The sequence below is a fragment of the Rhizobium skierniewicense genome (genome assembly GCF_014196515.1).
In the GTDB taxonomy this organism is placed as follows: domain Bacteria; phylum Pseudomonadota; class Alphaproteobacteria; order Rhizobiales; family Rhizobiaceae; genus Agrobacterium; species Agrobacterium skierniewicense.
Map to the genome: position 1 here is coordinate 446,201 of NZ_JACIDV010000003.1, position 13,072 is coordinate 459,272.

13 protein-coding genes are annotated in these 13,072 nt (G+C 58.3%); 9 read left to right on the forward strand and 4 right to left on the reverse strand.

Features of this window, described 5'->3' with window-relative positions:
• Positions 1-101 precede the first annotated feature (101 nt).
• From GGQ73_RS06965 to GGQ73_RS06995, 7 genes are all read left to right on the forward strand, one after another.
• Positions 102-1,736, forward strand: coding sequence for an ABC transporter substrate-binding protein (locus GGQ73_RS06965; protein WP_183895038.1), 1,635 nt, complete (start codon positions 102-104; stop codon positions 1,734-1,736).
• A gap of 72 nt (positions 1,737-1,808) precedes the next feature.
• Positions 1,809-2,804: an ABC transporter ATP-binding protein gene (locus tag GGQ73_RS06970; RefSeq protein WP_183895040.1), complete on the forward strand. Its 996-nt coding sequence runs from the start codon at positions 1,809-1,811 to the stop codon at positions 2,802-2,804.
• A complete protein-coding gene (locus GGQ73_RS06975; protein ID WP_183895042.1) occupies positions 2,801-3,787 on the forward strand; it encodes an ABC transporter ATP-binding protein in 987 nt (328 codons plus the stop codon). Before GGQ73_RS06970 ends, GGQ73_RS06975 begins: the two co-directional genes overlap by 4 nt.
• A 10-nt stretch (positions 3,788-3,797) precedes the next feature.
• Positions 3,798-4,724, forward strand: coding sequence for an ABC transporter permease (locus tag GGQ73_RS06980; protein ID WP_183895043.1), 927 nt, complete (start codon positions 3,798-3,800; stop codon positions 4,722-4,724).
• Between the two features lie 11 nt (positions 4,725-4,735).
• Entirely contained in the window at positions 4,736-5,617 is an 882-nt protein-coding gene (locus GGQ73_RS06985; RefSeq protein WP_183895045.1) for an ABC transporter permease, read from the forward strand.
• A 15-nt stretch (positions 5,618-5,632) separates the two neighbouring features.
• Positions 5,633-6,391 carry a glycerophosphodiester phosphodiesterase family protein gene (locus GGQ73_RS06990; RefSeq protein WP_183895047.1) on the forward strand — a complete coding sequence of 253 codons (759 nt, stop codon included), beginning with the start codon at positions 5,633-5,635 and terminating at the stop codon, positions 6,389-6,391.
• Positions 6,392-6,405: 14 nt separating this feature from the next.
• Positions 6,406-7,320 carry a TIM barrel protein gene (locus GGQ73_RS06995; RefSeq protein WP_183895049.1) on the forward strand — a complete coding sequence of 305 codons (915 nt, stop codon included), beginning with the start codon at positions 6,406-6,408 and terminating at the stop codon, positions 7,318-7,320.
• A gap of 63 nt (positions 7,321-7,383) precedes the next feature.
• Here GGQ73_RS06995 and GGQ73_RS07000 read toward each other — a convergent pair whose 3' ends face one another.
• Positions 7,384-8,211 carry a GGDEF domain-containing protein gene (locus GGQ73_RS07000; protein WP_183895051.1) on the reverse strand — a complete coding sequence of 276 codons (828 nt, stop codon included), beginning with the start codon at positions 8,209-8,211 and terminating at the stop codon, positions 7,384-7,386.
• 73 nt (positions 8,212-8,284) lie between these two features.
• On the opposite strand from GGQ73_RS07000, the gene GGQ73_RS07005 reads away from it, so the two are divergent.
• Positions 8,285-8,869, forward strand: coding sequence for an RNase H family protein (locus tag GGQ73_RS07005; RefSeq protein WP_183895053.1), 585 nt, complete (start codon positions 8,285-8,287; stop codon positions 8,867-8,869).
• Positions 8,870-8,926: 57 nt separating this feature from the next.
• On the opposite strand, the gene GGQ73_RS07010 is transcribed toward GGQ73_RS07005, so the two are convergent.
• Both GGQ73_RS07010 and GGQ73_RS07015 read right to left on the reverse strand, forming a co-directional pair.
• A complete protein-coding gene (locus GGQ73_RS07010) occupies positions 8,927-9,955 on the reverse strand; it encodes a hydroxyacid dehydrogenase (protein ID WP_183895054.1) in 1,029 nt (342 codons plus the stop codon).
• Positions 9,956-10,094: 139 nt separating this feature from the next.
• Positions 10,095-10,676 (reverse strand): DedA family protein, encoded by a 582-nt coding sequence (locus tag GGQ73_RS07015; protein WP_252094070.1) that lies wholly within the window; start codon positions 10,674-10,676, stop codon positions 10,095-10,097.
• 182 nt (positions 10,677-10,858) lie between these two features.
• Between GGQ73_RS07015 and GGQ73_RS07020 the strand changes: the two genes are divergently transcribed.
• On the forward strand, positions 10,859-12,298 hold the full coding sequence (locus tag GGQ73_RS07020) for a phospholipase D-like domain-containing protein (protein ID WP_183895056.1): 1,440 nt from the start codon (positions 10,859-10,861) through the stop codon (positions 12,296-12,298).
• A 39-nt stretch (positions 12,299-12,337) separates the two neighbouring features.
• Here the strand turns inward: GGQ73_RS07020 and GGQ73_RS07025 are convergent, their stop codons facing one another.
• Entirely contained in the window at positions 12,338-12,742 is a 405-nt protein-coding gene (locus GGQ73_RS07025) for a host attachment family protein (protein WP_183895058.1), read from the reverse strand.
• Positions 12,743-13,072 lie beyond the last annotated feature (330 nt).

Sequence of the window (13,072 nt, forward strand, 5' to 3'; positions counted from 1 at the left end):
GAGATCGACAGTTCACTTGAACGGAACCTGACGCGGCGCCCTGCGGCGCTGCGCATGTCTCTGCGCGTCCGTATCGTCCTTTGCTTACACAGGAGTGATCCATGCTTTCCATCAACCGCCGCCACGCGCTGGGGCTCATGTCCGCTGCTGCGGGCAGCATCATCCTGCCGCACATGTCATTCAGTCAGGGCGCTCGCCCATCCGTGACCATCGCCGTTCAGAAGATCACCAACAACAACACGCTGGATATCTGGAACGAACAGTCGAATGTCGGTGAACGGGTTTTCTTCCCCAATCTGTGGGAGGGCCTGATCAATCGAAACTGGATGGGCGACCAGGGGCCGGTACCCGGTCTTGCGACCGAGTGGAAGCGTATCGACGACAAGACGCTTGAATTGAAACTGCGGCAGGGCGTGAAGTTTCACAATGGCGATGAACTGACAGCAGAAGACGTTGCCTTCTCGTTTTCGAAAGAGCGTCTGTTCGGCAATACCGAGCCAAAGGGTGGCAAGACGGTTTTCGAAGACGACAACAAGCCAGTGACCGCCAAGGAACTGCCGGCCATCATTCCGGGTGTCGGCCGTCGTCTTTGGCCTGCTTTGGCCGGTGTCGAAGTCGTTGATAAATATACGGTTCGTTTCCACAACGCGACGCCGGACGTGACACTCGAAGGTCGCCTTTATTCTTTCGGCAGCCAGATCACCAGCCGCCGCTCGTGGGACGAAGCCAAAACATATGTGGATTGGGCGCGCAAGCCTGTCACGACCGGTCCTTATATGGTGGCCGATTATAGACCTGACGTGTCACTGACGCTCGCCGCGTTCGATGAATATTGGGGTGGCCGTCCACCCCTTCAGCAGATCCGTTTCGTCGAAGTCCCCGAAGTGGCCTCCCGCGTCAACGGTTTGTTATCGGGCGAATATGACTTTGCCTGCGACCTGCCACCCGACCAGATTTCCGCCATTCAGGGCGCGCCAGGCCTTGAGGTCCAGAATTCGACCATCTGGAACCACCGCATCTCGACCTTCAATACGCAGAACCCTGTTCTCAAGAGCCCACTCGTTCGCCGCGCCATGACGCACTCCATCGATCGTCAGGCAATTGTGGATGCACTCTGGGCTGGCCAGACCGTCGTTCCGGCCGGTCTGCAGTTTGAATCCTTCAAGGCCACCGACATGTTCGTGGACGGCTGGACCACACCGGAGTTCAACCCGGAACTGGCCCAGAAGCTGTTGAAGGAAGCTGGTTACAAGGGCGATCCGATCCCTTACCGCCTGCTCAACAACTACTACACCAACCAGACCGCGACAGCCCAGATCATGGTCGAGATGTGGAAGCAGGTTGGCCTCAACGTCGAGATCCAGATGAAGGAAAACTGGGCGCAAATCCATGATCCCGAAAGCGTCAAGGGCGTTCGTGACTGGTCGGCTGGCAACTCCATCAATGATCCGATTACACCGCTGGTCGTGCAGTTCGGCCCCAATGGCGAAGCACAGCAGAAGAAGGATTGGGTCAACGAAGAGGTCAACACGCTTTCCGTTGTCTTGGAAACCTCCACCGACCATGCGCTTCGCAAGAAGGCGATCACCCGCATGCTGGAAATCTGTGAACGCGAAGACCCTGCCTATCAGGTCCTGCACCAGAATGCCGTCTTCACGGGCATGAAATCGTCGCTGAAATGGAAGGCAGCCCCTGCCTTCGCCATGGATTTCAGGACTGCCAACTGGAATTCCTGAACCCTTTGATCGTCTGCGCCGGTCGTCTTATGCGGCCGGCGTCTTTCATGTCTGAAATGGAGATGAGCGCCTATGGCTTCCAATCTCGTGGAATTGCGCGGCCTCAAAGTCGCTTTCGACGGTGTGCAGGTGCTGCACGGTATCGACCTTGATGTCGCACGCGGCGAGGCCATCGGCCTTGTCGGTGAATCCGGTTGCGGCAAGTCTGTCACATGGCTGGCGGCGCTGGGACTGCTTCCCGGCAAAGCAACCGTCTCGGGCTCGGTGAAAATCGACGGCAAGGAAATTTTAGGCGCGCCGCGTTCCGTACTGGAGGGTGTGCGTGGCAAACGCATCGCCATGATCTTTCAGGACCCGTCCAGCTCGCTCAATCCCGTCTTGCGCATTGGCAGGCAGATCACCGAGACACTCGCCATTCATCGCGGCTTGATGGGTGAGGCTGCCAGGAAAGAAGCGTTGCGCCTTCTCGATATGGTCGGCATTCCCGATGCCCGCAACAGGTTCGATCTCTTCCCGCATGAATTTTCCGGCGGCCAATGCCAACGCTTGATGATTGCCATGGCCCTGGCGGGAGAGCCCGACCTTCTGGTGGCCGACGAGCCGACAACCGCGCTCGATGCCACGATACAGGCACAGATCCTTGACCTCCTGATCGCTCTTCGCGCCGAGACCGGCATGGCGACCATTTTCATCAGCCATGATCTGGGTGCCGTCAGCCAGGTCTGCGAGCGCGCCTGCGTCATGTATGCCGGTCGCATCGTGGAGCAGGGACCGATTGCGACACTGTTCGATAATCCCAGGCATCCCTATACGCGCGGCCTGTTCGACGCTATTCCGCGGCTCGATGGTCCACGATCGCGGCTTATCCCCATTCCCGGCACCGTGCCGCACCCCCGCGACCTGCCACATGGCTGCGCGTTTTCGCCTCGATGCGTAAATGTGGCGATGGACTGTCGCATCCGCCAGCCTGAGTTGACAGAGCTGGACAATCACCGCCGTCTCTCATGCCACCATCCGGTAGGTAACAAGTCCTCGTCTGAAACCCGTGTTCTGGAGGCCGTGTCGTGACGGCGCCTATTCTTGAGGCGAAAGACCTCGTCAGAACCTATGAGGTTCGCCAGGGCGTGTTCGGCAAGGCTGCAGCGGTACGCGCAGTCGATGGCATCGACCTTGATGTGATGCCGGGAGAGACGCTCGGTATCGTCGGGGAATCCGGCTCGGGAAAATCGACACTCGGCCGCATGCTTCTTGGTATCGATCCGCCGCAATGGGGACAAACGCGTTTCGAAGGCCAACCGATGCCGAAACTCGGTACGCCTGAATGGCGGGCACTGCGGGCAAAGATGCAACTCGTCTATCAGGACCCGCTTGCGGTCCTCGACCGGCGTCTGACCATTGCCGAGCAGATCGGTGAACCGCTTGCCATTCATAATCTGGTTCCCAAAGAGCATCGGCACACCCGTGTTGCCGAACTGATGTCTGCCGTCGGTCTGCGACCGGATCAGGCGGGATCGTATCCGCACGAGCTTTCCGGTGGTCAGCGTCAGCGTGTTGTCATTGCCCGGGCTCTCGCTTCACGGCCCAAGCTTCTGGTCTGTGACGAGCCGGTTTCGGCGCTCGATGTGTCGATCCAGGCGCAGGTGGTCAACATGCTGCGCGATCTGCAGGAGAAGAACCATATCGCCATGGTCTTCATAAGCCACGACCTCAAGGTCGTGCGCAACATCGCAGACCGCGTGGCCGTCATGTATCTGGGTCGCATTGTCGAGGAGGCATCGTCCGATGTCATCTTCGCCACACCCTTGCATCCCTACACCAAGGCGCTCGTCTCCAGCGTGCCGGTGCCGGGCAAAATGCTTCAGGGCCGAACGATTCTGCAAGGCGAGCCGCCAAACCCGGCCAACCGCCCGTCCGGTTGTGCCTTCCACCCACGCTGCCCCGTTGCCGTCGACCTCTGTCGCACGAGCGTTCCATCCCTGAGACCGATCTCGGCTGGCCGCACTGCTGCCTGCCATCTGCTCGCCAGTGCCGATCAGCCGGTCGCGGCGTAAGGAATAGTCCATGCTGCGTTACGTTTCCGTCCGCTTTCTTCGCGCCTTGGTCACCATCATCGCGGTGATGACCTTCGCTTTCATCGTTCTGCGCATGTCGGGAGACCCCGCGCAGATCATGCTGGGTCCCGACGTGCCGCAAGACGCGGTCGATGCCTTCCGCAAGGCCTGGGGTCTGGATCAGCCGCTGTGGATCCAATATCTCGCCTATATGAAGTCGATCCTGACGGGCGATTTCGGTGTCTCGATGCGTGACAAGGCGTCTGCCATGCAACTCGTCATCGAGCGTATTCCCGCGACGTTGCAACTGACAATCCCAGCGCTTTTTCTTAAAGTCTTGATCGGCATTCCGGCCGGCGTCTACGCGGCCCTTCATCGCCAAAGCGCAGTTGATCGCGGCGTCATTCTGGCTGCGATCTTCGGATTTACCATTCCCTCTTTCGTCATGGGCCTGTTGCTGGTGCTGATCTTTTCAATCACCCTTGGGCTGCTGCCATCGGGCGGTCACGATACCTGGCAGCACGGTGTTTTGCCGACGCTGACCATGAGCATTGGCGGCATCGGCATTCTCGCCCGCTTCTCGCGCAGCGCCATGATCGAGGTGATGGGACAACCCTATATTCGTGCCGCGTCCGCCAAGGGCATGCGGTGGCAGGATGTCGTCTGGCGACATGCGCTGCCCAACGCCGCCGTACCCATCGTCACCATCGTCGGCTTTATGGTCGGAACGTTGATTGCCGGGGCCGTAGTGGTGGAATCGATCTTCTCCTGGCCCGGTATTGGCCGTCTGCTGGTCGTATCGGTGACCAACCGGGACCTTGCCGTCGTGCAATGCATTCTGCTGCTCATCGCCGCCACCATGGTCGTCTCGAACCTGATCGTGGACCTGCTGTACGGCTGGCTCGACCCGCGCCTGCGCAGCCAGACAGCCCATTGAGGACACCCGTGATGACCCTTGCAGACAACACTCGTTCACCGGCACGCGAGGCTTCGCTCTACACACGCGTCATCCGGCAGGTGCGGAAAGTGCCTTTCTCCGTGACCTTCGGGATAGCCTGGCTTGCGGCAATGATCCTGATTGCCGTGTTTGCCGATACCATCCGTCCTTATGGTATCACCGCCATGGATTTGCGGGCGCGTCTATCTTTGCCGGGTAACCCGGCACATTTTCTAGGGACCGACGAACTCGGACGCGACGTCTTGTCACGTCTCGTTCAGTCCATCCGCGTGTCGTTTACCATCGCCTTCGGGGCAACGATCATTTCAGCGGTTTTCGGCACGGCACTCGGCTTTGCAGCCGCGAAATTCCGTGGTGTGGTCGAGCAGTTCGTGCTCATGCTGGCCGATTTTCAGGCGGCGCTGCCGTTTCTCGTCATGTCGCTGGCGGTCCTTGCCTTTTTCGGATCATCCATGCCGCTTCTGATCGGTCTGATGGGGTTTTACGGGTGGGAACGCTACGCTCGCATTGCGCGGGGTCTGGCGATTTCGGCCGGTGCTCAAGGCTATGCATCGGCTGTCGTGCAACTGGGTGCCACGCCCTGGCGCGTTTACATGCGCCACATTCTGCCCAATGTCGCCGCAACCCTCATCGTTTCCATGACGCTCACCTTCCCGGAAATCATCCTGATGGAAAGTGGTCTATCGTTTCTGGGCCTTGGCGTTCAGCCGCCGGAAACCAGCCTCGGTAACATGGTCGGCTTCGGCCGCGAATACCTCACCCGTGCACCCTGGATCATGCTGGCCCCGGCCTTCGTCATCATGATGACGACACTCTCCATCTCGCTGGTCGGGGACTGGTTGCGCGACAAGCTCGATCCTACCCTGCGTTAATCAAGGATATCACCCATGACCAAGATCGTCGGCCATCGTGGCGCCCGCAATATCTGGCCTGAAAACTCGCTCACCGGTTTCCGCAATGTCCTGGCGCTGGATGTCGACGCCATCGAGTTCGATGTGCACCTGACCGATGCGGGGGAACTGGTCGTCATCCACGATGCCACGCTTGACCGAACGACGGATAAAACCGGACCTGTCCGGACGCTGACATCCCATGCCCGTGCGACAACGCATCTGGAGGGTTCATCGGATACGGTGCCGACGCTTGCAGAGGTGCTGGCGGTTTTGGCGCAGGCCAGTGGCAAGCAGCTGCATGTCGAAATCAAATCCGACGAAGCAAACCGACCCTATCCCGGCATCACCGAAAAAGTCGTCGCGGAGATCGAGCGCTTCGATCTGTCCACGCGCTGCCACCTGACATCCTTCGACGTTTCAGTGCTGAAGGAGTGCCGCCGGGTTGCCCCACAGGTTGCGCGGCTCGTTTCGGTGAATGCCGAGTGGGCGCAAAAGCAGGGTGGGCTCGAGCGCTTTCTGCACTCTGTGGAAGGGCTGGCAGATATCGTCGCCATTCATCATGACCTGATGTCCGCAGAATGGACACTCATCACCCAACATCTGCCGCTTGCTCGTCTCGGCGTCTGGACGCTCAACGACGAGGCGCTGATCCGTCCGTGGCTGGAGCGAGGAATAGGCCATCTGACATCAGACAGCCCCGACCTTGCCCTGCGGCTATGTCGCGAAATCCAATCCCGAACGCAACCTGCCTGAGAAGGAATACGAATATGGGTAACATCATCGGTACCGGTTTTAATGCTGGCTCCACAGACGGAGAGCTGCAAAGCCTGGAAGAAGACCTGCGCGCGCTCGCCGATATCGGCGTTGACACGGTCGAACTGGGCCTGACCAGTCTCGACCTCATCGCCGGTGGACGCATCGTCGAGGAGCGGGCGGAGCGGCTCGTTGCCCTCACGAAGCAGTTCGATTTCCGCTATACCGTGCACGGCCTCGTCTCATCAAACTTCATGGACCCGGCAACCTGCCGGTACCAGCTGGATGCCGCCAAGGCGCTTGCCGTTGTCTGCGACCGGATCGGTGCGCGTATTCTGGTTCAGCACGGCGGATGCCTGCGCGCCGACCAACTGGCAGAACGCGCCGATGCCGACAGCCGCGAGCGCGACGCTCTGCATGCACTCGCTGAGTTCTGCAAACCCTATGGCGTGCGCATCGCATTCGAAAATATCTTCACGACGGAACTGGGTCAGTATCGCCAGACACCAACCGAGCTTGCGCAGACCGTGAAGACCGTCGGCCACTCCAATCTCGTGGCGCTGATCGATTTCAGCCATGCCTATATCGAATCCACGTATCGTGGTCTGAATTTCCGTGAAGAGTTGCGCGCCATGGCACCGGTAGCAGGGCATCTGCATGTGCATGACAGCTTCGGCCGTCCGCAAGCCTTTTATAAACCGCACCATATTCAGGAAAATACCGCGCTCGGTATCGGAGATCTCCACATGCCGCTCGGCTGGGGGGATATGGATTGGGAGGGGATTTTCTCCGAGCTGACGTTTCTTCCCGACACCGTGCTGATGATGGAAGTCGGTCGTCGCTACCGCGCCGAACAACCTGAAAGCCTCGCACGGGCAAAGAGGTTGATCGCACTGAACGGTGGGCAGGTTGCGATTGCCGCCGAATGATCTGACAGATGACCTCCCTCCGTTGGGGGGAGGTCATCTATTTCCCGCGAACCGGGTTGGTTTTTAAAGCGAAAGCGTCGCGCGTTTTTCATCCTGGCGTTCGAGCGGTTTCGTCTCGCTGCTGTGGACGATGCGATTGCGCCCGGATGCCTTGGCGAGATAAAGCGCCTTGTCGCAGGCCTTGAACAATGTTTCGAAGGTGGAATGATCTTCATGATCGGCAACCCCGCCGGAGATGGTAATGCGAAAGCCCTTGCCTCCTGCGGAAAATGGTTTGGCAGCGACCAGTTCCACGCAGCGTTGCGCCAGAGCCAGACGTTCCGTGCGGCTCAGCGCGGAGACCAGTACCGCAAATTCTTCTCCACCAATCCGTGCGACCGCCTGGCTTTGCGCAAATATGTCGGAAAGCTGGTTGGCCACCGCGATAATCGCCTGATCGCCGATATCGTGGCCATAGCGATCATTGATGGACTTGAATTTATCGATGTCGAACAGAATGAGTGAAGAATTGGCTGGCGCGCGGACGGCTTCCTCCAGAAACGCCCGTCTGTTGAGCAGACCGGACAGCATGTCGGTGCGGCTCAATCTTTCGAAGGTTGCTCTTGAGATTGTCAGGTGATGAATGGCAATGCCAACGATATAGACAATAGAGAACGTGAGACTGGACGCGACGAGCGTGGAGATGATGACGCCGACGGTTGCTGCGGGAACGACGGCATATGGCAGCAGCCCGAGTGCATTCAACGTGTAATGAGCCAGAATATTGAGAACATCGGCAACGATCGTGACGTAGAGCGTGATCGTCAGCGCAAAAAACAGGACATCGCGACGCGTTTCGAAACGGTTTGTAGAACACGCCTCTTTTACGTAACGATCAATAAATGCGAGCATAGCCCGTGGCTCCATAAGCACATATGAAAACGTCAAAGAGCTACAAGACTACAAATGGATTGAGGAGTCATGAATGGGGTTGGTGTCCGCCCGGTTCTCTTTCTCAACACTGCGAAATGGCGACCTCAACGTGACCAGTCATGAAACTTCTCTGAAGCCGGATACCATCGGTTTCGCGCGTACCCAGCCTGTCGATATCTACGTGGATGGTTCCTATGATGTCGTGTCGAAAAAAGGAGGATGGGCGTTCGTGGTGTTCGAAGGCGACGATATCCTCGTCACCCAGTCTGGCACTGTGGCCGCCGGCACCAACAATGCCGTGGAAGTCGTCGCAACGCTGAACGCTGCACGATGGGCAAGCGAAAATTTCCCCTTGGCTCGAGTCACGATCTGGTCAGATTCGATGCATGTGGTTGAAGGTTGCAATCACTGGCGGCCCATCTGGCGCAACAATGGCTGGAAGCATTATAATCCCGATCCCCGCGCCAGAAACCGCCGCATCGCAGACTGGGCGTTGTGGACAGCGCTCGATCGGCATCTCCTTCAAAACCAGCAGCTTGCCGTTGCCTGGTGCAAAGGCCACCAGGGACACATCGGCAACGAGCTTGCAGATAGGCTTGCCGCCGCCGCATATTCTTCAGGTTCCGCCAGATCCTGAAACATGGGGCGTGGCCGCGCCGGACAGGTCTGGGGTGTTTCCGGCTTCAGGGGGGCGTCAGGAGACACTGACTGGCTTGGAGCGCAGCCTGCTTGCCGTCGCCGGGTCTGCGCGTCGGCAAAGCTGTGGTGGCAGGCCTTTCATGATGAGTTCTGCATCTGCGACCGCCATCGCCCCCAATTGGTAGAACGCATCGCGGGTGCCTCCGCTGCGATGGGCAGAGAGCAGCAAACCGGGGATGGAGCGGACCGGGTCGTCAGCCGCAACCGGCTCATCCGGAAACACATCCGTCGCGGCACGGATATGACCAGATTTGACGGCATTGAGCATAGCGGGGAAATCCACGACAGCGGCCCGGCTCATCAGCAGAAATGCGGAGCCCGGCTGCATCAGATCGAATTGGGGTTTGCCGATGAAGCCCTGATTTTCACTGGTCACACTTGCGAAAACATAAACGACCCGGCACTTGGAAAAGACATCGTCCAGCGCACTTGGAACGCAGTCCAGACGTTCGACGATCTCTTTCGGCAGCCAGGGATCGTAGACATGCACCTCGTTCTTGAAGGGGCGCGTCAGTTCGCGAAGTTCCTTGCCAAGGTCTCCAAATCCGATGATGCCGATGGGTGCACCAGCGTACCGGAACGTATCCATGTTGCCAGCAAGACCGTATTCCTCAACGCCATTGCGAAACTGCCTGTCGGCAATCGTGATGCCGCGTGCCAGATCGATTGCCATGCCAAGCGAGGCCTCTGCCACTGGCGACGAAAAGGCAGACGCCGGCGTGATCACCCAGATGCCACGCTCCACACACGCCTGATAGTCGATGTTCGGCATGAAGTTGGATTCGACATTGATGATGGCCTTGAGTTTCGGCGCCCGATCAAGGCGCGCTCTCGGCATATCGGTCTGGCCAAAGATCAGGACCGTATCAGCCAAGAGGGCATCCACCTGATCGCCTGACATGGGCTGCTCTTGCAAGACGATCACCTCTCCCAGCCTGTCCAGCCGCGCGCGGACATCCGGCTCCATGATGAGATCGAGCGTGCGTGGCAGCGGATCGACAAGCACGATGTTGCGTTCAGACATGATGCCTCCCTTCAGATCTTCGGCGCGGGTCGCCGCTAAAGCATGTCGCGTTTCATCGTCCTCAATGAAACGATAACGTACATGCGACAAAAGAAGAGCTAAAGCGTGTCGCAGTGAATCCTATTCACAGAGACACGCTTTAGGCTTTGAATGTTGCAACCCGGTAAATATAGATGGCGATCATGACGACGAGAACGCCGGTTGCAACCGGGTTGATGTAATCTTTCACCGTGCCATAGGCCTGCCCCAGGCCAAAGCCCGCAAAGGCGAGCGCGGCGGTCCAGATGAGGCTGCCGATAGCGGAGTAGAGCAGAAACCAGCCGAATGGCATTCTGGCGATGCCAGCGGGTACCGAGATCAGGGTTCGCACCGTCGGCACCAGCCTGCCGAGAAGCACTGACGTCTTGCCGTTTTTGCGAAAGTGGTCGCCAGCGTGTTCTACATCGGCAGGAGACATGGTGAGCCAGCGCCCATAACGGGCTGCGATCTTCATCAGCTTCCTCTCTCCCAGAAGCCGCCCCAGAAAATACCAGGGCACGACACCTGCCACGGAACCGAGGGATCCTGCAGCGATGACGGAGAGGATCGAGATATTGCCTTGTGTTGCCAGATATCCCGCCAAGGGCATGATCAGCTCGGAGGGAATAGGCGGAAAGATGTTTTCCAGAAACATCAGCAGGGCGATGCCGAATACACCCAACTGATCCATTGTCGCATTCACAAAACTTTCCAAGAGGCCCCAATCATGATGCGCGGCCAAGCCCAGCGCTGGCATTCCATCTCTATTCGACAGGCAAGTTAGACGAAGACCGGGGCGGACGAAACAGGTGTCGAGAAAAATTATGCTATTGCAGGGGCGCATTCTGCCTTATACCGCACAGCAACACATGCGTGGGGCTTGGAATGACGTCTGTACTTGTCGAAGGCGAAACGTGCTGGAAGATAGCCGGTGCTGATCGCGTGAGTGTCATCGTTGATGCAGCCGCGTTTTTCCAGCATGCCCGTAGTGCCATGCTGAAAGCGGAGCGCTCGATTTTCATGGTCGGCTGGGATTTCGACACCCGCATCGACCTTGTGCCCGGCAAGGCCGAGGATGAGGCACCGGAAAAACTTGGCAGCTTTCTGAACTGGCTTGCGAGACGGCGCGACGACCTCGACGTGCGCATTCTGAAATGGGATATCGGCCTCATCAACTCCATCACCAGAGGTGAAACGCCGTTTTACATTCTGCGCTGGCTGTTTTCCAAAAGGGTGCAGTTGAAACTTGATAGCGCACATCCGCCCTTGTCGGCCCACCACATGAAACTGCTCGTGATCGATGATCGCGTGGCGTTCTGCGGCGGCATCGATATGACGGTTGGGCGTTGGGATACGCGCGAGCATTTGGAAAACGACCAACGTCGCCGGTCCCCGCTGGGTTTTTCCCAAGGGCCCTGGCACGACGTAACGAGCTGCATCTCCGGCGACGCCGCTGCCGAGTTGGGACAACTGGCAAGAACGCGCTGGGAGCTTGCAACAACCGAGACACTGGAGCCTGTCGTCGTATCGTCCGACCCCTGGCCCGATGCCCTCAATGTCGATTTTCGCGACATTTCGGTTGCTATTGCGCGCACGCTGCCGCAGTTCGACAAGCAGTCGCAGGTCAGCGAGATCGAGGCCGCCAAACTCGCCATCATCGCCTCCACGAAAACATGCCTCTACATCGAAAGTCAGTATTTCGCCTCACGCAAGGTTGCGGAAGCCATTGCCGTCAGGTTGCAGGAGGCCGACGGCCCCGAAATCATCCTCATCAACCCCGACGGTGCGGAGGGCTGGCTGGAAGCAAAAGCGATGGATTCGGCGCGGATTCGCCTGATGAAACTGGTGCGCGACGCGGACGCCTATGGCCGTTTCAGGCTGATGTATCCCGTCAACGACGAGAGGACGCCAATTTATGTCCACGCCAAGGTCATGATCGCAGATGACAGGCTGATCAAGATTGGCTCTGCTAATCTCAACAACCGCTCCATGGGATATGATTCCGAATGCGACGTGGTCATCGAAGCCCGCCCTGATCAGGACATTCTATCCGCCAAGATTATCGAGCACCGCAACGGCCTGATCTCGGAGCATCTGGGCTGCGACCCGCGGGAGCTGCAGGGTCAGATCGAAACAAGCGGTTCGGTCATAGGCGCGATCGACGCTCTTAACCGTGCAAGCGGTCGCGGACTGGTGGACGTTCCGATGCGGGATTTGACGGCTGACGAAGAACTCTTTGCAGAATCGGATCTCGCTGATCCTGAACGGCCAAGTGGCGTGAAGGAGCGCGTGACGCGACGCTTCAAGCGCCGCCGCGCCGGATGAATGGAGCGGCCGTAGCCGTCCATTCCCGCCAGGCGAAGGTCAAGCCGCAGCCAGCACCTTTTCGATGTCCGCTATCGAATGTCCCGTCAGATCCTTGTCGAGCTCGCCCAGCAACACGTCAGACAGAGACTTGTGATACGCCTTGCGCATCTCGCCCAGCGTGCGCGGCGCGGCAATGATCACGAGCCTCTTGATCTTGCCATCCAGAACCTGCTTGTTCAGCATCTGAGCAACGCCCGCACTAAAGCCGTCCTCGTCCTGCTGGCTGTCATCGGGATTTGCAGAGCTGCTGGAGTGGCGCGCTCCAGACGATATCTTGGTGTCATCGACATCCGCATTCTGCATCGCCGTCAGCTTTACATTCTGCGCGTCGCCATCATTTTTGAAAAGGCTCAGCTTCTCACCATCCGCAACGGCAACGACCGTGTTTTGTGGAATATCCATCGTCTTCTCCCATGTTTCCTATCGGGCGTTACGCCCTGCAGAGAAGAACCGATCGAACGGCGATCTGTTCCCTGACTTGGTCGAGCTTGACGGGATATGGAAACGATGACCCGTGATCGCCTCACAGGGCAACGCAACAAACGCGAACAATGAGGGTATTTTCTCGAAATTTACATTGTTGACACAATGAATGATTGCATTATGTTCCGGTTTTGAGACTTGATTGATATTTCCGATCACCCGGGTTCCCCTATGACCGACCAGCCTTCGTCGTCCGATTTCATCCAGGCCAGCCGTGTTTTGAAGGTCAAGTCGCCGCTGGGCGAAGAC

Excerpts from the sequence above, each read along its gene's own strand:
- GGQ73_RS06965 (WP_183895038.1), top strand. The coding sequence starts at position 102 with ATGCTTTCCATCAACCGCCGCCACGCGCTGGGGCTCATGTCCGCTGCT.
- GGQ73_RS06970 (WP_183895040.1), top strand. The coding sequence starts at position 1,809 with ATGGCTTCCAATCTCGTGGAATTGCGCGGCCTCAAAGTCGCTTTCGAC.
- GGQ73_RS06980 (WP_183895043.1), top strand. The coding sequence starts at position 3,798 with ATGCTGCGTTACGTTTCCGTCCGCTTTCTTCGCGCCTTGGTCACCATC.
- GGQ73_RS06985 (WP_183895045.1), top strand. The coding sequence starts at position 4,736 with ATGACCCTTGCAGACAACACTCGTTCACCGGCACGCGAGGCTTCGCTC.
- GGQ73_RS06990 (WP_183895047.1), top strand. The coding sequence starts at position 5,633 with ATGACCAAGATCGTCGGCCATCGTGGCGCCCGCAATATCTGGCCTGAA.
- GGQ73_RS06995 (WP_183895049.1), top strand. The coding sequence starts at position 6,406 with ATGGGTAACATCATCGGTACCGGTTTTAATGCTGGCTCCACAGACGGA.
- GGQ73_RS07000 (WP_183895051.1), bottom strand. The coding sequence starts at position 8,211 with ATGCTCGCATTTATTGATCGTTACGTAAAAGAGGCGTGTTCTACAAAC.
- GGQ73_RS07005 (WP_183895053.1), top strand. The coding sequence starts at position 8,285 with ATGGGGTTGGTGTCCGCCCGGTTCTCTTTCTCAACACTGCGAAATGGC.
- GGQ73_RS07010 (WP_183895054.1), bottom strand. The coding sequence starts at position 9,955 with ATGTCTGAACGCAACATCGTGCTTGTCGATCCGCTGCCACGCACGCTC.
- GGQ73_RS07020 (WP_183895056.1), top strand. The coding sequence starts at position 10,859 with ATGACGTCTGTACTTGTCGAAGGCGAAACGTGCTGGAAGATAGCCGGT.
- GGQ73_RS07025 (WP_183895058.1), bottom strand. The coding sequence starts at position 12,742 with ATGGATATTCCACAAAACACGGTCGTTGCCGTTGCGGATGGTGAGAAG.